At 68.1% G+C, this 20,701-nt stretch carries 22 protein-coding genes; 14 read left to right on the plus strand and 8 right to left on the minus strand.

Annotation, left to right across the window (positions count from 1 at the left end; all coding sequences use genetic code 11):
- The first annotated feature begins 27 nt into the window (after positions 1-27).
- A complete protein-coding gene (locus M2282_RS10590) occupies positions 28-249 on the plus strand; it encodes a DUF1127 domain-containing protein (RefSeq protein WP_280808752.1) in 222 nt (73 codons plus the stop codon).
- 57 nt (positions 250-306) lie between these two features.
- Positions 307-1,986 (plus strand): hypothetical protein, encoded by a 1,680-nt coding sequence (locus tag M2282_RS10595; RefSeq protein WP_280808753.1) that lies wholly within the window; start codon positions 307-309, stop codon positions 1,984-1,986.
- Here M2282_RS10595 and M2282_RS10600 read toward each other — a convergent pair.
- Positions 1,983-2,570: a uracil-DNA glycosylase family protein gene (locus M2282_RS10600; protein WP_280808754.1), complete on the minus strand. Its 588-nt coding sequence runs from the start codon at positions 2,568-2,570 to the stop codon at positions 1,983-1,985. The two genes, M2282_RS10595 and M2282_RS10600, sit on opposite strands and share 4 nt — an antisense overlap.
- A gap of 16 nt (positions 2,571-2,586) precedes the next feature.
- Complete coding sequence (locus M2282_RS10605) at positions 2,587-3,417, minus strand: isocitrate lyase/PEP mutase family protein (RefSeq protein WP_280808755.1); 831 nt, start codon at positions 3,415-3,417, stop codon at positions 2,587-2,589.
- A gap of 96 nt (positions 3,418-3,513) precedes the next feature.
- On the opposite strand from M2282_RS10605, the gene M2282_RS10610 reads away from it, so the two are divergent.
- Positions 3,514-3,972 (plus strand): CopD family protein, encoded by a 459-nt coding sequence (locus M2282_RS10610; RefSeq protein ID WP_280808756.1) that lies wholly within the window; start codon positions 3,514-3,516, stop codon positions 3,970-3,972.
- A gap of 6 nt (positions 3,973-3,978) precedes the next feature.
- Here M2282_RS10610 and M2282_RS10615 read toward each other — a convergent pair whose 3' ends face one another.
- The 5 genes from M2282_RS10615 to M2282_RS10635 all read right to left on the minus strand — a co-directional run bounded on the left by M2282_RS10615 (position 3,979) and on the right by M2282_RS10635 (position 8,161).
- The gene (locus M2282_RS10615; RefSeq protein WP_280808757.1) at positions 3,979-4,575 is read right to left on the minus strand and encodes a hypothetical protein; all 597 of its coding nucleotides are present in this window, start codon (positions 4,573-4,575) and stop codon (positions 3,979-3,981) included.
- A 77-nt stretch (positions 4,576-4,652) separates the two neighbouring features.
- Positions 4,653-5,042, minus strand: a complete 390-nt coding sequence (locus M2282_RS10620) for a helicase SNF2 (RefSeq protein WP_280808758.1) — start codon at positions 5,040-5,042, stop codon at positions 4,653-4,655.
- 221 nt (positions 5,043-5,263) lie between these two features.
- Positions 5,264-5,695: a VOC family protein gene (locus M2282_RS10625; RefSeq protein ID WP_280808759.1), complete on the minus strand. Its 432-nt coding sequence runs from the start codon at positions 5,693-5,695 to the stop codon at positions 5,264-5,266.
- A gap of 16 nt (positions 5,696-5,711) precedes the next feature.
- On the minus strand, positions 5,712-6,950 hold the full coding sequence (locus tag M2282_RS10630) for a CaiB/BaiF CoA transferase family protein (RefSeq protein WP_280808760.1): 1,239 nt from the start codon (positions 6,948-6,950) through the stop codon (positions 5,712-5,714).
- A gap of 11 nt (positions 6,951-6,961) precedes the next feature.
- On the minus strand, positions 6,962-8,161 hold the full coding sequence (locus M2282_RS10635; RefSeq protein WP_280808761.1) for an acyl-CoA dehydrogenase: 1,200 nt from the start codon (positions 8,159-8,161) through the stop codon (positions 6,962-6,964).
- Positions 8,162-8,345: 184 nt separating this feature from the next.
- On the opposite strand from M2282_RS10635, the gene M2282_RS10640 reads away from it, so the two are divergent.
- The 6 genes from M2282_RS10640 (at position 8,346) to M2282_RS10665 (ending at position 14,496) form a co-directional block, all read left to right on the plus strand.
- Complete coding sequence (locus tag M2282_RS10640) at positions 8,346-9,248, plus strand: LysR substrate-binding domain-containing protein (protein ID WP_280808762.1); 903 nt, start codon at positions 8,346-8,348, stop codon at positions 9,246-9,248.
- 11 nt (positions 9,249-9,259) lie between these two features.
- The gene (locus M2282_RS10645) at positions 9,260-10,189 is read left to right on the plus strand and encodes an AraC family transcriptional regulator (RefSeq protein WP_280808763.1); all 930 of its coding nucleotides are present in this window, start codon (positions 9,260-9,262) and stop codon (positions 10,187-10,189) included.
- A 129-nt stretch (positions 10,190-10,318) separates the two neighbouring features.
- Complete coding sequence (locus M2282_RS10650) at positions 10,319-10,813, plus strand: helix-turn-helix domain-containing protein (protein ID WP_280808764.1); 495 nt, start codon at positions 10,319-10,321, stop codon at positions 10,811-10,813.
- On the plus strand, positions 10,806-11,537 hold the full coding sequence (locus M2282_RS10655; RefSeq protein ID WP_280808765.1) for a nucleotidyl transferase AbiEii/AbiGii toxin family protein: 732 nt from the start codon (positions 10,806-10,808) through the stop codon (positions 11,535-11,537). The genes M2282_RS10650 and M2282_RS10655 overlap by 8 nt, the downstream gene beginning before the upstream one ends.
- 80 nt (positions 11,538-11,617) lie before the next feature.
- Positions 11,618-12,346 (plus strand): 2OG-Fe(II) oxygenase, encoded by a 729-nt coding sequence (locus tag M2282_RS10660; RefSeq protein ID WP_280808766.1) that lies wholly within the window; start codon positions 11,618-11,620, stop codon positions 12,344-12,346.
- 182 nt (positions 12,347-12,528) lie between these two features.
- Positions 12,529-14,496, plus strand: coding sequence for an adenylate/guanylate cyclase domain-containing protein (locus tag M2282_RS10665; protein WP_280808767.1), 1,968 nt, complete (start codon positions 12,529-12,531; stop codon positions 14,494-14,496).
- A 6-nt stretch (positions 14,497-14,502) separates the two neighbouring features.
- Here the strand turns inward: M2282_RS10665 and M2282_RS10670 are convergent, their stop codons facing one another.
- The gene (locus M2282_RS10670) at positions 14,503-16,506 is read right to left on the minus strand and encodes an acetoacetate--CoA ligase (RefSeq protein WP_280808768.1); all 2,004 of its coding nucleotides are present in this window, start codon (positions 16,504-16,506) and stop codon (positions 14,503-14,505) included.
- 99 nt (positions 16,507-16,605) lie between these two features.
- On the opposite strand from M2282_RS10670, the gene M2282_RS10675 reads away from it, so the two are divergent.
- Genes M2282_RS10675 through M2282_RS10695 form a run of 5 tightly spaced genes read left to right on the plus strand, consistent with a single transcriptional unit; the run spans position 16,606 to position 20,686 of the window.
- Complete coding sequence (locus M2282_RS10675) at positions 16,606-17,337, plus strand: TetR/AcrR family transcriptional regulator (protein ID WP_280808769.1); 732 nt, start codon at positions 16,606-16,608, stop codon at positions 17,335-17,337.
- The gene (locus M2282_RS10680) at positions 17,334-18,281 is read left to right on the plus strand and encodes an ABC transporter substrate-binding protein (RefSeq protein WP_280808770.1); all 948 of its coding nucleotides are present in this window, start codon (positions 17,334-17,336) and stop codon (positions 18,279-18,281) included. Before M2282_RS10675 ends, M2282_RS10680 begins: the two co-directional genes overlap by 4 nt.
- Complete coding sequence (locus M2282_RS10685) at positions 18,278-19,135, plus strand: ABC transporter ATP-binding protein (RefSeq protein ID WP_280808771.1); 858 nt, start codon at positions 18,278-18,280, stop codon at positions 19,133-19,135. The genes M2282_RS10680 and M2282_RS10685 overlap by 4 nt, the downstream gene beginning before the upstream one ends.
- Positions 19,128-19,898, plus strand: coding sequence for an ABC transporter permease (locus M2282_RS10690; RefSeq protein WP_280808772.1), 771 nt, complete (start codon positions 19,128-19,130; stop codon positions 19,896-19,898). Before M2282_RS10685 ends, M2282_RS10690 begins: the two co-directional genes overlap by 8 nt.
- On the plus strand, positions 19,895-20,686 hold the full coding sequence (locus tag M2282_RS10695; protein ID WP_280808773.1) for an ABC transporter permease: 792 nt from the start codon (positions 19,895-19,897) through the stop codon (positions 20,684-20,686). The genes M2282_RS10690 and M2282_RS10695 overlap by 4 nt, the downstream gene beginning before the upstream one ends.
- Positions 20,687-20,701: the final 15 nt, after the last annotated feature.

Consider the following 20,701-nt stretch of genomic DNA (forward strand, 5'->3'; position numbering starts at 1 on the left):
TTCCACAATAGCACGCAGCGCCGGAAGATGAGTGCTCCCAACAAGGAGCCCACCGTGACAGCGCCCAAGCCCTCGACCTTTCATCAACGCCTGATGCATGCCCTGCACGATTGGCGCCGCCGCGCCGCCCACCGCCGCCGCGGCCGTGCCGACTCGCAGCACCTGGCTGGCATGAGCGATCACGACCTGCGCGACCTGGGCATCGGGCGCAGCGAAGTGCGCGAACTGATCGACCGCAACAGGCACTGACGGAAAGCGGCATCGGCCTTCAGCCTTCGCCCCGGAATTTGAGGTTCAATCCGGGGCGTGCCCCAACTCAAGACGCCCGCCCCGCTCTCCATCGAACTCACCTCGCCGCAGTCGGTCAACGGCAAGCGCGCGGCCTTCCAGTCGCTCTGGCTGCTGGTGCGCATGCAGCATGCGCATGATGCCGAAGGCGGTCTGGTGCGGCTGGCCGACCTGCGCGGCGAAGTCTCCGATGCCAGCACGCTGCGCATGGTCGTGAGCCGCGCGTTCCGCGACTTCAAGGCCTGGAACATCGAAGTCGGCTGGGGCGAGGACATGCAGCGCGAGCCCCGCTTCCTGAATGCCGAGCGGCGCAGCCAGGGGCCGTTCTGGCTGCCGGCCGCCGAGGCGAAGCGCGTGCGCATGCTGGTGGGCGGGCGCGCGGCCACTGCCGCGGAGGTAGCGTCCTTTCTCGGCCTGCGCTCGCGAAAGCGGCGCGCGGCAGAACCCGGCTCGCCGCCGCCCGACGCGGTGCACCTGCAGGACGCGGCATTCTGGAAGCAGCTGGTCGCATCGCAACAAGCGGCGCGCCAAGGGCGGCTCATGGCGCCGGTGGCGGGTGGCAACGCGACCGGGTTGCCGGCCAGCGCGCTGGAGTCGATCCGCCTGGCCGGCACGCTGGCCGCCACCGACTTCCAGCGCGCACTGGTCACGCTCAACGAGGCGATGCTGTGGCGCCGGCTCGGCGACAACGAACAGGCGCGCCGGCGGCTGCAGGCGCTCAAGAAGCAGCGCCTGGCCCATCACGTGGCGGGCAACGACTACCTGGGCGCAATGGAATGCATCGTCTCGGCCTGGTGCGCCTACACCGCGCGCGACTTGCCGCTCGCGCAGTCGCTCTTGAGCGGCATGGCCGAGGACGCGGCGCGCGGGCTCGTGCTGCGGCATCACCCCGACGTGCGCTTCGAGTGGTGCAATCTCTGGGCGCTGGTGTGCCGCTCGCGCGCGCTCGGTCTCTCGGCGGACGACAAGCCCGCCGCCGCCGCGCTCGCCGAAGAGTCGCTGCAGCGCTTCGGCGAGGCGCTGGCCGCGGCCTTCGAATCGCATTCGTTCGACGCGGCGCAGCACGTGGCCGCCAACATGGGCATGGCCGCATGGCTGTTCGATCGCGTCGGGCTCTCCGACCTTCCGGCGCTCGCGCATGACGGCCACGCCGATACCACGCGCCGCGCGGTGCAGTGGATCGCCTTCAGCGAATGGCTCTGCGGTCACACCGACGGGCAAGGTCGCTCGGCCTGGAACGCGATCTACCTGATGCGCATCGCACGCGGCCACTGCCGGCCCGAGCGGCAACCCACGCTCGCACAGTTCCGCGCGCAGAAGCCGCTGGATCCGGCCGCGATCTCCAGGCTCGCCGGTCCGCTGGCCGATGCCTTCGATGCCATGCACTGGCCTGCGCGCTGGGTCGACGTGGCGCAGGCGCGGCTGGCCGATCACCAGGCCGGGCGGCGCCGCTACCCGGGCCTTCAGCACTGCAGCCTGCTGTTCGAGCACGCCTGGTATGCGGCGCATGCAGGCGATCTGCAAGCCGCCGAACAGTCGCTGGGGTTTCTGCGCGAGGCGCTGCCGCAACTGGTGCCGAGCGACCGCGCCTACTTCACCGAGTCGTGGAACGACACGCTGCCCGCAGAACTGGTGCTGGAAGCCAAGCCGCCGCGGCGGCCGGCGGTGCGCAGGAAGACCGCGCCGCGCGCGCGCTAGGGCACGAAGGTCGATGTAAGCGCCTGCCGCACCCGCTCACGCAACACCGGCAGCACATCGCGCTCGAACCAAGGGTGCTGCTTGAACCAGCCCGTGTTGCGCGGCGAAGGGTGCGGCAGCGGCATGAAGCGCGGCGCGTACTCCGCGAAGGCCTCGACGGTTTCCGTCACACCGGCCTTGCGCGTCGCGCCAAGAAATTGGCGCTGCGCGTACTGGCCGATCAGCAGCGTGAGTTCGACCTGCTTCATCTGCGCGAGCAGGCTGGCGTGCCAGAGTTCGGCGCACTCCCTGCGCGGCGGCAGGTCGCCACTGATGCCGCGGCCAGGGTAGCAGAAACCCATCGGCATGAGCGCGACGCGCGTGGCGTCGTAGAACACTTCGCGGTCGATGCCGAGCCAGCGGCGCAGCTGCTCGCCGCTCTTGTCGTTCCATGGCACGCCGGTGGTGTGCACCGTCATGCTCGGCGCCTGCCCGATGAGCAGCAGCCGCGCCGGGGCGCTGGCCTGCACGATGGGCCTCGGCCCCAACGGCAGGTGCGCGGTGCAGGCGCGGCAATTGCGGATTTCCGCGAGCAACGCGTCCATGGATCGCCCTCGCGCGCTACTCGGCGAAGGGGCGGAAGAATGCGTTGAGCTCACTGCCCGCCGCGGCGTTGGCGAACCCGTCGAAACGCCCTTGCTCTGCCAATGTGCGCGCCGCATGAATGAAGCCGCCCCATGCCGCGCGTGCGAGACCGCCGCCCACGCTGACGCGTCGCACACCGAGATCGGTTATGTCCTTCATCGTGAGTTCGCTCACCCCGCCAACCAGCAGATTGACAGGCTTCGGCGCCACGGCCGCGACCACGGCGGCAATCTGCTCGCGCGTCTTGATGCCGGGGGCATAGAGACAGTCGGCCCCGGCCGCTGCATAGGCCTTGAGCCGCGCGATGGTGTCGTCCAGGTCCGGCCGGCCCGCGAAGAAGTTTTCGGCGCGGCCCACGAGCAAGGTGTCGCCGCCCGCCGCATCGATGGCCTTGCGCGCGGCGCTCAGGCGTTCCACCGCGACGTCGATGGGAAAGAGCGGATCGGCTGCGTCGCCCGTCGAGTCTTCGATCGACAGGCCCGCCACGCCGGTCTCGATGGCGAGCCGCACGCTGTGCGCCACGCCCTGCGCGTCGGCGGCGAAGCCGTTCTCGAAGTCCGCGTTCACCGGCAGGTCGGTGGCAGCCACGATGTCGCGCAGGTGCGCCAGCACGGTGTCGCGCGATTGCGCGCCGTCGGCCAGACCCTGCGACCAAGCATGGCCCGAGCTCGTGGTGGCCAGCGCCTTGAAGCCCAGGCCCTGCAGGTAGCGCGCGCTGCCCGTGTCCCAGGGGTTGGGGATGACGAAGCAGCCCTGTTCGTGGAGCGCGCGAAAGTCGGCGCGTTTCTGGGCGACGGTGCGGGTCATGGGAGCCTCATCTTTCTTGCCTTGTGCAGAGATGGGTTTTAACGCAACGGCGCGGATGTTGCGCGCCTGCGCCCTTCGGTGTTCTGATCGGCACCCATGCCCTACGCCATCCTGCTTTTCATTCATCTCGTCGCCGCCGCCTTCTGGGTCGGTGGCATGGCGACCATGCATTTCGCGGTGCGCCCCGCCGCTGTCGCCACGCTGGAGCCACCGCTGCGCCTGCGCATCATGGCCGCGGCGCTGCGGCGCTTCTTCGTGGGGGTGGATGCGTCCGTGACGCTGCTGTTCGTGAGCGGAGTGTCGATGATCCTGCTGACGGGCGGCTTTCGCGGCGTGCACTGGCGCATCGAGGCGATGATGAGCATCGCCATCGTGATGGCCGGCATCTATGTGTACATCCGCGCCTCGGTGTTCAAGGCGCTGCGCCGCGCGGTCGAAGAAAGCGCGTGGCCGGTGGCGGCCGCGCGCCTGAACACGGTGCGCAAGCTGGTGAGCCTGAACCTCGCGCTGGGCGTGGTGGTGTTCGCCGTCGCGACCGTCGGGCGCGCGGGCTGAGGCCCTTTAACGCTTGCCGGAGGCGCCGCCCGATTCGCCGAGCACGGCGCCATCGACCGGCTTCTGCAGCCACTTGGCGATGTCTTCGCCGAGCGCATAGGTCACCACGCCGACCATGCTGCAGGTGCTGCGCGGCATGCCGAAGTAGATGAACATCTGGCGCTCGGCGGTGAAGCGCGCGGGCGCTTCGCCCTTGCGTTCCAGCGTGCCGCGCAGCTGCACGATCTTCGGACCGCCGTAGAGGCCGCCCGCATTGGCCAGCAGGTCGGTGATCTCGACCTTGAGGACCGGCGCGCCCTCGGCGTTGGCGCTCGGCGGCGGCGCGAGAAGGTATTCGTAGGGTTCGAGCAACTGGTCCTGCACGGCCTGCTTCAGCGAAGCGGGAACGTCGCACGCGTCGTCTTCCTTTTTCAGCTGGATGCCCTTGGCAGTGGTGCCATAGGTGACGGCGGGCATGACCACGCTGTTGCGCACGGTGGCTTCAGGCGGCGGGGGTTCGGGGGGCGCGGGCTGGCGCGTGCCGCAGGCGGCGAGCAGTGCGGCAGTGCCCACTGCAAAGAAAAGCCGCGCGGTCATGCGCGCGGCGAACGGGTGCTTGGTCATCGGTGATCTCCCTCAAGAATCGGACGCGACTCTGTGGTCGCGCGCCCGATTCTGCACGGAGATGCATCGGCCGCAACCTACAGCCCGAGGGAGCCGATGCCGTGCGCAACGGCCACGGCCTGGGCGCGCACCGTGGCGCGGTCGAGCGTGCTGGACAGGCGCGGCGCGGTGCCGGCCGAGGCAGCTTCGGCGTACAGGTCGCCAGCGCGGGCTGCGGCAACGGCTTGCGTGCGCACGGTGGCGCGATCGGTCGCGCTGGCGATGGCAACGGGCACGCCGGCCGATGCGCCTTCGGCGTACGGGTCGGGGCTGTGCGATGCGACGACCGCATCGGCGCGCACGGCGGCGCGGCTGGTGGTCGACTGGAACTGCAGCACGCCCTGGTATTCCTCGGCGCTCGCGCCAACGGCGAAAGCGGAGAGAACGGTGGCAGCGGCGGCGGCAAGGAGGAGCTTGGAGGTCTTCATGGCAATGTCTTTCAAAAGGATGGAGTGAACATTCATCGCTACGTCGGGGTGCCGTGTGGCGATGAATGAATTACATCGGCGGGCTGTATCTGCGATGTGTCGGGATCGGGGCCGTTTTGCATGCGCGTGTGTGCGCTTCGCCGGCTGGACACAGTGGCGTACAAATCGGCCCCTCAGGCCGCGCTGCGCTTCGGAAAAAAGAATGGGCGAAGGGCCGGCGATCAGCCGGCCGCGCCCTTGAGCTCGACGCTGTTGCCGTCGGGGTCGCTGATGTAGATCGAAGGCCCATTGCCCTCTGCACCGAAGTTGTTCTGCACCTCGCCATGCACCGGCACGCCGTGCCGGGCCATCAAGCTGCGAATCGCCGCTTCATCGAAAGGCTCGATGCGCAGGCACAGGTGATCGACGTTGCGGCCTTCCTTGCCGGCCAGCGCACCGCCTTGTTTGCCCAAGGGGCCATCGGGCGTGATCAGGTCGATGAGGCTTGTGCCGGCGCGCAGGTGCACGAGTCCCAGGTCGTCGCGGCGCTTCTCGACCGCACAGCCAAGCACGTCGCAGTAAAAGGCGATCGCGCGTTCGATGTCCTTCACGCGCAGCACGACGTGGTCGATGCGCAGCACCGCGAACGGAGGGCTGCGCATCGGGTCCGTCATGGCCGACTGTCTTTCTTCAGACCACGCCTGCCGAGCGCAGCGCGTCGAATCGCGCGGCGTCGATGCCGAACTCGGCCAGCACTTCGCGCGTGTGCTGCCCGAGCGCCGGCGGCGCATGGCGCAGCACGGGCGGCGTGGCCGAGAGGCGCAGCGGACTCGCCACGCCGGTGATGCTCGCGATGCCGTCGCCCGCATCGCGCGGCAGCGTGACCGCCAGGCCCCGCGCCTTGACCTGCGCATCGTCGAAGGCCTGCGCGATGTCGTTGATCGGGCCGCAGGGCACGGCCTTGTCCTCGAGCAGCGTGACCCAATCCGCGGTGGTGCGGGTGCGGGTGAGTTCTTCCATCATCGGAATCAGCACGCCGCGGTGCTTCACGCGCAGCGTGTTGGTCGCAAAGCGCGCGTCGGCCGCCCATTCCGCATGGCCGGCCGCTTCGCAGAAACGCGCGAACTGGCCGTTGTTGCCGATGGCCAGCAGCATCGAGCCGTCGAGCGTCGGAAAGTCTTGATAAGGCGCCAGGCTCGGGTGCGTGTTGCCCTGCCGCTGCGGCGCCTTGCCGGTGTTGAGAAAAGCGCTCGCCTGGTTGGCGAGGATGGCCATGCCCACGTCGAGCAGCGCCATGTCGATGTGCTGGCCTTCGCCGCTGCGGTCGCGCACCTGCAGCGCCGCAAGGATCGCGGTGCTCGCGTAGACGCCGGTGAACAGGTCGGTGAGCGCCACGCCCACGCGCAGCGGGCCGCCGCCGGGCACGTCGTCGGGACGGCCGGTGATGCTCATCATGCCGGTCATGGCCTGGATCATCAGGTCGTAGCCCGCGCGTTCGGCGTACGGGCCGTCGTGGCCGAAGCCGGTCACGCTGCAGTAGATGAGGCGCGGGTTGGCCGCGCGCAGGCTCTCCTGGTCGAGGCCGTATTGCTTGAGGCCTCCGGTCTTGAAGTTCTCCACCACGATGTCGGCCTGCGCCGCCATCTGCTGCAGCAGCGCCTGCCCTTCGGGCGTGGCCATGTCGACCGTGACCGAGCGCTTGTTGCGGTTGCAGGCGGTGAAGTAGCTGGCCTGGTCGGTGTCGTTGCCGTCCGCGTCCTTGATGAACGGCGGGCCCCAGGTGCGCGTGTCGTCGCCCACGCCGGGGCGCTCGATCTTGATGACGTCGGCACCCAGGTCCGCGAGGATCTGCGTGCACCACGGGCCCGCGAGCACGCGGGACAGATCCAGGACCTTGATGCCGTCGAGAGCTGCGGGCTTGGCTGTCATGCGCTCTTCGTTCAGTTGGCGAAGGCTGCGATGCCGGTGATGGCGCGGCCCAAAATCAGCGCGTGGATGTCGTGCGTGCCTTCGTAGGTGTTGACCACTTCCAGGTTCACCAGGTGGCGGGCCACGCCGAACTCGTCGCTGATGCCGTTGCCGCCCATCATGTCGCGCGCCAGGCGGGCGATGTCCAGGGCCTTGCCGCAGTTGTTGCGCTTCATGATCGAGGTGATCTCGACCGAAGCCGTACCTTCGTCCTTCATGCGGCCCAGGCGCAGGCTGCCTTGCAGGCCCAGCGTGATCTCGGTCTGCATGTCGGCCAGCTTCTTCTGGATGAGCTGGTTGGCGGCGAGCGGGCGACCGAACTGCTTGCGGTCCAGCGTGTACTGGCGGGCGCGGTGCCAGCAGTCTTCGGCGGCGCCGAGCGCGCCCCACGAGATGCCGTAGCGGGCGCTGTTGAGGCAAGTGAACGGGCCCTTGAGGCCCTGCACTTCGGGAAAGGCGTTTTCCTCGGGGCAGAACACACCGTCCATCACGATTTCGCCGGTGATGCTGGCGCGCAGGCCGACCTTGCCGTGGATTGCGGGAGCCGAGAGACCCTTCATGCCCTTCTCGAGCACGAAGCCGCGGATCGGGCCGACCGTGCCGCTTTCGCTGACTTCCTTGGCCCACACCACGAACACGTCGGCGATGGGCGAATTGCTGATCCACATCTTGGCGCCGCTGAGCGAGTAGCCGCCCGGCACCTTCTTGGCGCGGGTGACCATGCTGCCAGGGTCGGAGCCGTGGTCGGGCTCGGTCAGGCCGAAGCAGCCGATCCATTCGCCGGTGGCCAGCTTGGGCAGGTACTTCTGCTTTTGCGCTTCGGTGCCGAATTCGAAGATGGGCACCATCACCAGCGAGCTCTGCACGCTGGCCATCGAGCGGTAGCCCGAATCGACGCGCTCGACTTCCCGGGCGATCAGGCCGTAGGCCACGTAGTTGAGGCCGGGGCCGCCGTACTCTTCGGGGATGGTGGGGCCAAGCAGGCCGAGCGCGCCCATTTCACGAAAGATGGCGGGGTCGGTCTCGCCGCTGCGGAAGCCCTCGATGACGCGGGGCGCCAGGCGCTCCTGGCAGTAGGCATTGGCCGCGTCGCGGATCATGCGTTCTTCGTCGGTCAGTTGCTGGTCGAGAAGAAGGGGATCGTCCCAGTGGAATTGCGCTTTGGCGGCCATGTGCTGTCTCCGGAATGAGGGGAAAAGAGAAAAGAGGGGGATGGGAGCGATCCTAGCCACGCGAGGGGCTGGGCGCAAACGATGAATCCTCACCCAGATATGCGTTTGTAGAATGTCTTGCGAGATGTTCGAGCGGCCCCGCCATTGGCGAAGCCCTGTCTCCATACATACACCCGAGGCATACATGCGCCGCAAGATCCCACCCCTGCAAACCCTCGTGTGCTTCGACGCCGCCGCGCGCCACGAGAGCTACACCCGCGCCGCGCAGGAACTCGCGCTCACGCAGAGCGCGGTGTCGCGGCAGATCGGCACGCTGGAGGCATTCCTGGGCGTGGCGCTCTTTCGCCGCACGCGGCACGGCGTGGCGCTCACGGCCAGCGGCGCTGCCTATGCGCGGCAGATCACCAAGCGGCTCGAAGCGATGGAGCGCGACACGCTCGACGCCATGGCCCACCAAGGCGAAGGCGGCTCGCTCTCGCTGGCGGCCGTGCCCACCTTCGCCACGCGCTGGCTGATGCCGCGCCTGAAAGGGTTCGCCGCGCTGCAGCCCGACGTGGTGGTGCACATCGAGACGCGCACTCGCCCTTTCCTCTTCGCCGATGCGGAGTTCGACGCGGCGCTCTACGCCGGCACGCCCGCGCAGGTCGAGAACTGGGCCGGCACGCGCGCGCTGCTGCTGATGCATGAAGACGTGGTGCCGGTGTGCAGCCCTTCCCTGCTCCCCCGCGGCAAGGCCGTGGCACCGGTGGTCATTTCGAAGATGCCGCTGCTGCAGCAGAGCACGCGGCCCGACGGCTGGCGCCAGTGGTTCGACGCACAGCAGATCGACGCGCCCAATGCGCGCGGCGGGCCACGTTATGAGCTGTTCTCCATCCTCGCCGCGGCCGCCTCGCACGGCCTGGGCGTCGCGCTGATGCCGACGATGCTGGTGGCTGACGAACTGGCACGCGGCGAACTGGTTGTGGCCTGCGCGCGGCCGCTCTCGGGCGAGCGCAACTACTACCTCGTGACGCCGGAGCGCGCCGACCAGCGGCCGCTGCTCAAGTTCTTCAGCGACTGGCTGCTGGAGCAGGCGCGCCAAGGTTGAGAATGCGCGCCATGACGCGCGACAGCCGCTCCGAATACGAATGGCGCATGCACAAGGTGCTGACGCACATCGACGACCACCTCGACGAGGCGCTCGAACTCGCGGCGCTGGCCGACGTGGCGCATTTCTCGGCGTACCACTTCCATCGCCTCTTCGCGGCCTGGGCCGGCGAGACGCTGGGCGACTACATCCGCCGCCGACGCCTGGAGGTGGGAGCACTGCGGCTCGCAACGCAGCCGCGCCTGTCGGTGCTCGAAGCGGCGGTGTCGGTGGGCTTCGGTTCGGGCGAGGCGTTCTCGCGGGCATTCCGCACGCACTTCGGCAGCGCGCCCACTGCATGGCGCACATCGCACGACCGGGTGCTGCCCTGCGGCGACCCTGGGCGCGACAGCAATCCAGATCAGATCGCCCTGCACGGCTTCACGAAGAATGGCTCCACGCCGCGCGATCCCGCGCATCAGGAGCCGCCCGTGAACGTCCAACTGATCACCCGTCCACCCGTCACCATCGCCTACCTGCGCTACACCGGCCCGTTCGGCGCGCCGGTGGGCGAGTTCTGGGCCACGAAGGCCGCGCCCTGGATCTGCGCGCACAACCTCTGGTCGCATGCGCGCTACGGCATCAGCCACGACGACCCGCGCATCACCGCCCCGGAGCATTCGCGCTACGACGCCTGCGTGGAGGTGCCCGAGGATTTCGTGCCCGACGGCGGTTTCCAGAAGACAGTGCTGCCGGGCGGACGCTATGCCTCGCTGAGGTTCCAGGGCCTGCCCGCGGAGATCAACGACGCATGGACACGCCTGATGCGCGACTGGCTGCCCGCCAGCGGCTTCCAGTTCGACAGCCGGCCCGCGTTCGAGCACTACGGGCCCGGCATGGCCTTCGACGAGAAGACCGGCGCCTTCGAATGCGACATCTGCATTCCGATCGCGCCGCTCTGAGCCTTTTTGCGTGGTCCCTGGGGGAGGGGTGGCCACACACATGCATTGATGGTCGATCGATCACGGATCATTGGTTAAAACGCCTCTCAAACTAGACATTTCTTGGTAAATGTCTAATATGAGATACATATGCGTCCTGCAGAACCTCCCACGCTCCAAGCAGCCGGCCGACGCCTTGAAGCTTTCGGCCGGCGCATCCACGCCCGGCGAAAGGCGCTGAAGATCAGCGCCGTCACGACGGCCGAGGCGGCGGGCATGTCGCGCATGACACTGCATCGCATCGAGCGCGGAGAGCCGTCCGTCACGATGGGGGCCTACATGAACGCCCTGGCGGCGTTGGGGCTGGATGTCGAGCTGGTTGCACCGGACGATCGCTCCGCCAGCGAGGTTGCGGCTCCCGCGTCCGCAAGGACGCCGGCGCAAACCGTCCGGGTCGCCGACTTTGCACAGCTGCGTCGTCTTGCCTGGCAACTGCCTTCAACCGCGGAACTCACGCCCGAAGAAGCATGGGGCACCTACGAACGCAACTGGCGTCACGCCGATCCGTCAGCGCTCCAAGACAACGAACGTCAGCTGCTGGCAGAGCTGGCCCGCACGCTGGGCCGCAAGCCGCTCGATGTTTGAGCGCACACACCATCGTCGCGTGGCCGAGGTGCTCGCCGCACTGAACGCAAAGCTGTTTGCGGACAACCATTGCCTGTTCGGTGGAGGCACCGCCATCGCGCTTCGCCATGGCGAGTACCGCGAATCTGTGGACATCGACTTCCTCGTGTCCGATGTGGCCGGCTACCGTTGCCTGCGCCAGCTGGCAACCGGCAGCGAAGGCCTGCGTGCACTCGCCCGGGAAGGCGCGCGATTGCAGCAGATACGCGAAGTCCGTGCAGATCAATACGGAATTCGAACCCTGGTTGGCGTGGAAGACATCGAGATCAAATTCGAGATCGTGCTCGAGGCACGCATCGAACTCGAAACGCCGGACGCGGCCGACCGCATCGGCGATATCGCCACTCTCACACCTCTGGACATGGCGGCGAGCAAGCTGCTCGCCAACTCCGACCGCTGGGCCGACGACAGCGTGTTCAGCCGGGACCTGATCGACCTGGCCATGATGCAGCCCGGGAAGGCGCTGCTTGAACGCGCGGCAGGCAAGGCGCGGCTCGCCTACGGCGACAGCATCGGCGCGGACCTTGCAAAAGCAGCCGACGCATTGCTGCACCGGCCCGGCCGCATGGAACGGTGCATGGAAAGGCTGCAGATGAAGCCCTCGGTCCCTCCTGCGCTGCTGCGCAAGCAGATCAAGGCCTTGCTTCCCAAGGCGCCACGCGTGGCGCGCAGCAGCGCATTCTGAACGTCCGCACGGCGCATCGCATCCGGAATCGCGTCCGGAAACGGCCAGCACCGCAGACCTAGCGCCCGGACACTGGCCCCATGCAACCCACCGCCCCCTCTACCCGCCCTGCCCGCACGATCGACGCCCTCGACTGGCCCCGCATCGAGACCGACCTCGCCACCCGCGGCTGCGCCACCACCGGCCCGCTCTTCACCGCGCAGGAATGCGCCCGGCTCGCGGCGATGTACGACGAAGGCGGCCATTTCCGCAGCCGCGTGGTCATGCAGCGCCACGGCTTCGGCCAGGGCGAGTACCAGTACTTCGCGAACCCGCTGCCGCCGCTCGTCGCCGCGTGGCGCAGCGCGCTGTACGAACGCCTTGCGCCGCTCGCCAATGCCTGGGCGAGCGCCATGGGGCAGCCGGCCGACTACCCGCTCGATCACGCCGCGTACCTCGCTCGCTGCCACGCGGCAGGCCAGCTGCGCCCCACCCCGCTGCTGCTGCGCTACGACGAGGGCGACTACAACTGCCTGCACCAGGACCTGTACGGCGACCTGCAGTTTCCGCTGCAGCTCACGGTGTTGCTGAGCCGCCCGGGCGAGGACTTCACCGGCGGCGAGTTCGTGCTGACCGAGCAGCGGCCGCGCATGCAGTCGCGCGCCGAAGTGGTGTCGCTCGCGCAGGGCGAAGCCGTGATCTTCGCGGTCAACCAGCGGCCTGTGGCGGGCACACGCGGCACCTACCGCGTGACGATGCGCCACGGCGTGAGCCGCCTGCACTCGGGACGCCGGCATACGCTGGGCCTGATCTTCCACGAAGCGCGCTGACGCCCAGGGCTCCCGAACGACCGTGCGATCGGGCTTGGAAGTCGAAGTCGCGCAAAATCCCTCCCGCGTCCTGCACGCTCGCCAGAATTTCCGACACCCAATGATCGGGACGGCGGGCCATGCTGATGCCGATCCGCGGCCGACCCGCAGCGGATGCGTTCGAGTGGTCGACAGGGAGCTGTATGAAACTGAACTCGTCCGGATCTCCGGATGTGGCGGGCAAGCCGTCGTTTGAATTCGCCGCCGCGCGCACGCCGCCGGCCACAGGCCCCGAGGCCCCATCCGGGCGCTCACGCCGTTTCAGGGTCGACGTGGGCACCATCGTCAGTGCCGTGGCCCTGGCCCAGTCGCTGCTCCTCGTCTCTCTTGGCTATTGGGGCTCGCAGCGGCTGGTGTCGAACATCGGCACCTCCGCGCACAAGGCCAACCACCTCCGGACCGAGGACAAGGTGCTCGCCTTCCTTGCCAAGGCCGAATCGGTGGTCGGCGCCATCGGCAGCGCGCCCAGCCTGAGCCCCGTGGGCGAGCACGCCGACCGCACCGCGGAGCTGCTCTGGACGCTGCTGCTGCAGTCGCCCGAGCTCGACAGCGTGTATGTGGCCAACGAAAGCGGCCAGATGTTGATGGCGCTGCGCTACCCGGTGCCCGCGATCCGGCACATCGCGGCCGGGCCCGAATTCACCACCGAGACCTGGCAGTACAAGCGCCCTCTGGGCGCGGAGCTGGATGCGCAGCAACGCTTTGGCACGCGGCGCATCGAGTCCTTTCGCAGCAGCTACAACCCGATTGCGCGCAGCTGGTTCCAGCAGGCCCGGAAGATGCAGGGCCCGATCTGGACGTCGCCCTACGTGTTCGTCGCGGCACAGGAACTGGGCGTGACCTACGCGCTGCCGAGCGAGCGGCGCTACACCGAGAGCGGCCCCAATGCGCTGGTGGTGGCTGGCGATGTGTCGCTGGGGCGCCTGTCGGAGTTCGTGCGGCTCTTCAGCGGCAACGGCTACGGCCACAGCGCCCTGCTGAGCGCGGACCACAAGGTGCTGGCGCGCAGCGACATGCCGGGCGTGCTGCACCAGCTGGAGCCGCCCACGGGCGTGCTCGGCACGCTGCATGCGCAGATGCACGCACACATGGCGGCCGGCGGCACCGCGGGCCGCGACGGCAACTCGACCTTCTCTTTCGATTTCGATGGCAATCGCTACCTGGTGCAGGCCTCGCGCATCCCGGCCACGGGCTGGGAGCTGGTGAGCTGGGTGCCAGAGAACATGGTGCTCGGCGACCTGCGCCGCGCGGTGCTCTGGGGCCTGCTGCTGGCGCTGGTGTTCCTGGCGCTCGCGCTGTTCATGTCGCTCAAGCTCTCGAAGCTGGTGACCTCGCCGGTCGAGAACCTCTCTCTCATCGCGCGCCGCATCGGCCTGCTGGAGCTGGACAACCTGCCGCGCGAACCCAGCCGCGTGCTGGAGATCCAGCACCTGGACCAGGCGCTGGACGACTCGGCGCGCAGCCTGAAGGCGTTCAGCAAGTTCGTGCCGGTGGACGTGATCAACCAGCTCGTGGCCGAAGGGCATTCGCTCGCGCCCAACGGCGCGGCGCGCCGCGTGACGGTGATGTTCACCGACGTGGAGGGCTTCACTTCCATCTCGGAATCGCTGGACATCGACGTGCTGGTCGGCATGCTGACCGAGTACTTCAACCTGGCGACGGGCGTGTTCGCGCGCTACGGCGGCGTGGTCGACAAGTTCATCGGCGACGGCATCATGGTGCTGTGGGGCGCACCCGCGGACATGAAGGACGCGGAGTACCGCGCCTGCCTGGCGGCGCTGCAACTGCATGCGCAGATGGGCGATCTCAACGGCAAGTGGCGCGCCAAGGGCCTGCCCGAGTTCCGCACACGCATCGGCATCCACACCGGCGTGGTGATCGCGGGGGTGCTGGGCTCGAACGACCGGCTGTCGTACACCGCATTCGGCGACGTCATCAACGTGGCAAGCCGCATCGAGGGCATCAACAAGCAGCTGGGGACGCAGACGCTGGTGTCGGAAGACACCTTCGCGGGGCTGAAGGGGAGGCTCCGCACGCGCCGCATCGAGGAGCTGGTGGAACTGCGCGGCCGGCAGACGCGCATGGTGCTCCACGAGCTGATGACGCCTTAGCCCGACCTAAGCGGACGCCAGTGCGGCACGCTGCGCGGCAAATGCCACGTACCAGTCCAGGCTGCCGGGGTTGGCCATCGCCTCGCGGTTCACCACCTTCTCGATCGGCTGGCCCAGCAGCAGCTTCTTAATCGGCAACTCCTGCTTCTTGCCCGAGAGCGTGCGCGGGATCTCGGCCACCTGGAAGATGTCGTTGGGCACGAAGCGCGGCGAGAGCGAGGTCTTGATCGCGTTGTTGAGCCGGGTGCGCATCGCCTCGTCGAGCGCAATGCCCGGGCGCAGCACCACGAAGAGCGGCATGTAGCTGTCGCGGCCCAGGTATTCGAGATCGACCACCATCGAGTCGAGCACTTCGGGCAGGCCCTCGACCGCGCTGTAGATCTCGCTGGTGCCCATGCGCAGGCCCTGGCGGTTGATGGTGGCGTCGCTGCGGCCGTAGATGATGCAACCGCCGTCTTCGCCGATCCTGATCCAGTCGCCGTGGCGCCAGACGCCGGGGTAGGTGTCGAAGTAGCTGGACACGTAACGCGCATTGCCCTCGTCGCCCCAGAAGTAGAGCGGCATCGACGGAATCGCTTTCGTGCAGACCAGCTCGCCCACTTCGCCGATGACCGGATGGCCCTGCTCGTTCCAGGCCTCGACCGCATGGCCGAGCTCGCGGCATTGCATCTGGCCGGGCACCTCTGGCAGTTCGCGGTTGCCGCCGACGAAGGCGCCGCAGAAGTCGGTGCCGCCGGAGATGTTGCACCACCAGACCTCCTTCGAACCCGCGTCGAGGATCTGCTGCGAGCCCCAGCGCTGCACCTCGTCGGGCAGCGGCGAGCCGGTGCTGCCGAGCGCGCGCACACGGGACAGATCGCCGCATTCCTTCGCGACGGTGCCGGCCTTCATGCAGTTGGTGAAGTAGGCCGCGCCCGCGCCGAAGAAGGTGACCTTGTGCCGCGCGACGAAGCGCCACAGCACGCTCCAGTCGGGCTTCTCCTTGCTGCCCGCCGGGTTGCCGTCGTAGATGCAGATGGTGGCGCCGAAGGCCATGCCCGAGAGCTGCGAGTTCCACATCACCCAGCCGGTGGAGCTGTACCAGTGGTAGCGCTCGCCGAAATTGTTGGCGCCGTAGCTCGCGCCCACGTCGTTGTGCAGGCCGCAGGCGTGCATCGTCAAGAGGATGCCGCCCTGCCCGTGCACGATGGGCTTGGGCAGGCCGGTGGTGCCGCTCGAATAGACGATCCAGATGGGATGGTCGAAGGGCAGCCATTCGGGTTCGAAGGTGGCGACTTCGGTGTCGTTGCGCGCGATGGCCTCGGTCCAGACGACGTCGTGCGCGACGGGGCTCGCGGCGAAGGGCGTCTTCACGAGCAGCAGCTTCTTCACGCTCGGCAACTGCGCACGCAGTTCCAGCAGCACGGCGCTGCGGTCGAGCGGCTTGCCGCCGTAGTGCACGCCGTCGACGGCGATCAGCACCTTGGGCTCGATCTGGCGGAAGCGATCGGCCACGGCGGCCGTGCCCATGTCGGGCGCACACACGCTCCAGATCGCGCCGATGCTGGAGCACGCGAGAAACGCGACCATGGTCTCGGGCACGTTGGGCATGTAGGCCGCGACGCGGTCGCCGCGCTGGACGCCGAGCGACTTGAGCGTGAGTGCGACCGCGGCAACCTGGCGGCGCATCTCGGGCCACGACAGCTCGCGCACTTCGCCGAGTTCGTTGTCGCTCACGATGGCGGGCATACCGGCGGCGTGCGCGGCATCGGCATGGCGAAGCACCTCGCGCGTGTAGTTGACCTGCGCGCCGGGGAACCAGCGCGCGCCGGGCATGCGCGCCTCGGCGAGCACAGCGCTGTGCGGCGTGGGCGACTGCAGGTCGGCGTAGTCCCAGATGCTTTGCCAGAAAGCATCGAGGTCGGTGACGGACCAGCGCCACAGCGCGTCGTAGGTATCGAACGAAAGGCCGCGCTGCTCGCGCAGCCAGTTTTGATAAAGGCGGATCTGGGGAATGTTGGGAGCGGGCATGAAGCTAGCGTAGCGCCGCGAACGACCGTGCTCAATGAGGGTTGACCTCAGGGTTTGTACGTGTGTTCAACATTTTTGTACAAGCGTTCAATACGCCCCATGAACACCCGCACCCCGACCGCCAGACGCAATGCCCCGCGGGCCGCAGCCATCTCCGCCGAAGCCGGGCGGCCCGACCGCCGCCAGGCCATCCTGCTGGCCGCAGAGAAGCTGTTCGCGCAACACGGCTACCACCCGGTGACGATCCGGCAGATCGCCGAAGAAGCCGGTGTGCCGCTCGCGCTGGTGGGCTACTACTTCGGTCCGAAGCACGAGCTTTTTCACGCCATCTTCGAACACTGGAGCCACACCATCGAGGAGCGCCTCACACGTCTCGCGGAAGTGGACAACGATCCCGACGACGCGCACACGCTGCCGCGCATCATCGAAGCCTTCACCGCGCCCGTGCTCGCATTGCGCGCGAGTTCGGAGGGCGAGTACTACGCGCTGCTGGTGGCGCGCGAGCTCTATCACGCGACCGAGGAAGCTGACCGCGTGCTGCGCGGCTACTTCGATCCGCTGGCCGCCGCCTACATCGATGCGCTGCACGTCGCACTGCCGCATGCCACGCGGGGCCAGGTCGCATGGGGCTACCAATTCGCGCTCGGCGCGCTGCTGCATCACCTGAACGACAGCCGCATCGAACGGCTCTCGCGCGGCGAGAACAAGCGCGCCGACCCGGCCGTGGCGCCGATGCTCGTGAACTTCATCGTCGGCGGCCTGCGCGCCGCGCTGCCCAGGCCCAAGACCCCGCGCACACAGAAGACCCCCACCCGGAGACAAAAGACATGATGAAAAGACGCACCCTGCTGTCGGCGCTCGCGACCGCATCGGCCGCCGCCGCGCTGCCTTCGCACGCGCAGCAGTCCCATCCGAAGATCGTGTTCGGCTACACCGCCGTGACCGACTTCGCCTCTGTCTTCGTGGCGGCCGAAGAGGGCTACTTCAAGAAGCGCGGGCTCGACGTGGAGCTCAAGTTCATTCCGCTCAACTCCACGATTCCCGCAGCGCTGCAGTCCGATTCGCTGCAGATCGGCGGGCCTACGCCCTCGGTGTTCCTGCAGGCGGTGGACGGCGGGCTCGACCTGGTGCTGGTGGCCGGCGGCGGCCTCACCTCGAAGACCATCACCGGCTTCGGCCTGGTGGCGCGCGCGGGCTCGGGCATCAAGAGCCCGCAGGACTGCGTGGGCAAGAAGATCGGCGTGCCGGGGCTGGGTGCGTTCCTGCACGTGACCTTCCGCGCATGGCTGAAAGACAGCGGCGTGGACTACCGCAAGGTCAACTTCGTCGAGGCCTCGTTTCCGCAGCACGCGGACCTGCTGCGCGGCGGCTCGGTGGATGCGGTGGTGTCGGCCGATCCGTTCATGAGCCGCATCACCGAGAGCGGCGCGGGTTATGTGGCCTCCTACTACTCGACCTTCCTGCCCGAGAACAACCAGACGATCGTTCACGCGGCCAAGCGCGAGTGGGTCGCGAAGAATCCCGCGACGGCGCGCGCATTCCGCGAGGCGCTGGTCGAATCCGGCGGCTTCATGCAGCAGGCGAAGAACGATGCGAAGGTGCGCGCGGCCATCGGCAAGTACATCAAGCTGCCACCCGAAGTGCTGGCCAAGGTACAGGTTTCGCCGCCGGGCCCCGTCGTCACCGACAAGCAGCTGGGCTACTGGACCGGGCTGATGAAGGATCAGGACATGCTCAAGACGAACATCGACGTTGCGAAGCTGATCGCCAGATGATTTCCGCTCCCGCTCCGTTCACCGCGCGCGCCGCGCTTTCGGCGAGCGCTGCGCGAACGCCCGCAGGTTCCGCGATGCCTGCCACGTCCTTCCTGCGCTTCGACGGCGTGACCATTCGGCTCGGCGGGCGCGAGATCCTGTCACCCACTTCGTTCGACGTGGCGCGCGGCGAGTTCGTCTGCATCGTCGGCCCCAGCGGCTGCGGCAAGACCACGCTGCTGCGCGCGGCCAGCGGCCTCGTCACTGCGAGTGCCGGCGAGGTGCGGCGCAACGGCGTGAAGATGACCGCGCCTTCGCGCGAAGTAGCGTTCGTGTTCCAGGACTACGGCCGCGCGCTGTTGCCGTGGCGCACGGTGGAAGGCAATGTGAGCCTCGCGCTCGAAGCGGCCGGCGTGCCCGCAGCGGAACGCGCACCGCGCATTGCCGACGTGCTCGGCAAGGTCGGCCTCGCGAAGCACGCGCAGAAGTTTCCTGTGCAGCTCTCGGGCGGCATGCAGCAGCGCGCGCAGATCGCACGCTGCCTCGCGCAGAAGCCCGAACTCATGATGATGGACGAGCCCTTCGGCGCGCTGGACGCGCTAACACGCCAGAGCCTCCAGGACGAACTCGCGCGGTTGGTGCGCGATGACGGGCTCACGGTGCTGTTCGTCACGCACGACCTCGAAGAAGCCATCTACCTCGGCGACCGCGTGATCGCGCTGCAGGCCAATCCCGGGCCCGGACGACCGAGCCTGGCGCGGATGATCGACGTGAAGATCCCGCGCCCGCGCGACCAGCTCACGACCAAGGAGCATCCGGAATACCTGCAGTTGCGGCGTGAGCTGTTCGCTTTCATCGAGCAAGGCCATGACTGAAGGCCGCTTCTTTCGATGGCTGCGGCCGTGGGTGTTTCCCGCGGTGCTGGTCGGCGCCTTCGAGTGGTATGCGCGGCGCGCAGCGGCGCTGGGCAGCGATGCACTCGCGCCGCCCAGCGCCGCCGCCAAGGCCTTCGTCGGCGCGGCGCTCGACGGCTCGCTCTGGCAGGCCACGGGCTTCACGCTCGGCACGGCGGCCCTCGGCTTGCTGATCGGCGCCGTGCTCGGCATCGCGCTAGGCCTGGTGCTCGGTCTCTCGCGCCGTGCGGCGCAGCTGGGCTCGGTCTCCATCGAGGTGCTGCGGCCCGTGCCCTCGGTCGCGCTGATTCCGCTCGCGATGCTTGCCTTCGGTTTCGGCGTACGCATGGAACTGGCCATCGTCGCCTTCGCCACCTTCTGGCCGCTGCTGGTGCTGGTGCAGTCGGCGGTGCAGCAGATCGAGCCGCGCCTGCTCGAAGTGAGCCGCGTGCTCGGCCTCTCGGCGCGTGAGCGTGCGTTCAAGATCGTGTTGCCGGCCATCGTGCCGCGCCTGTTCGTCGCGCTGCGGCTCGGCGTGGCGGTGGCGCTGGTGGTGGCCGTGACGGTGGAAATCGCCGCCAATCCCAACGGCATGGGCTACGCGATGATGATTGCGCAGCAAAGCTTCGACCCCGCGCTGATGCTCGCCTGGCTGGGCTGGATCGGCGTGGTGGGCTTCGCGGTCAACGCAGGCATGGTGGCGCTGCAGCGCGTGGTCTCCCGGCGCATGGGGGTGATGCCATGAACGGCAACGACCGCGCGCCATCGGGCCTTCGCTGGCTCGGTTCATTTGCCGTGTTGTGCGCCCTCATCGCGCTCTGGTGGGTCGCGAGCAACGCGGGCTGGGTCAGCCGCGTGTTCCTGCCGACGCCGCAAGCCACTTTCGCGAGCCTGCTCGAAGGACTCAATCTTTCTGGTGACTCCGGCAACGGCGAACTGCTCGCCTTCACGCAGGCCACGATCGGCCGCATGGTCGAAGGCTGGCTGCTGGCCTCGCTCTTCGGCGTGGTGCTGGGCGCGGCCATCGGCGTTTCTCCCGCGGTGCGCGCGTGGATTCAACCCACGCTCGAATTCATCCGCCCGCTGCCCGCATCGGCATTGCTGCCGCTCGCCATTTCGATCTTCGGGCTGAACCCCGGCATGGTGCTGTTCGTGGTCGCGTTCGGCGCGATGTGGCCGGTGCTGCTGGCCACGGTGCACGGCTTCGCAGCGGTGGAGCCACGCCTGGCGGAGGTCGCGCGCTGCCTGCAGATGTCGCGTGCGGCGTACATCTGGAAGATGGGTTTGCCCAATGCCATGCCCGACATCTTGGCCGGCATGCGGCTTGCGCTGACCATTGCGCTCATCGTCGCGGTGGTCGGTGAAATGATCGCCTCGCAAAGCGGCCTGGGCCAGGCCATTCTTCTGGCAGCGCGTGCCTTCCGCGCCAGCGATCTTTTCGCCGGCATCGTGCTGCTCGGCCTAATCGGCTTCGTGAGCAATGCGCTGCTGGCCTTTGCCGAAAAACGACTGCTGCGCTGGCAGCAGCCCTGACCGATCGATTCCTTC

The organism is Variovorax boronicumulans, assembly GCF_029892485.1.
Classification (GTDB): Bacteria; Pseudomonadota; Gammaproteobacteria; order Burkholderiales; family Burkholderiaceae_C; genus Variovorax; species Variovorax boronicumulans_B.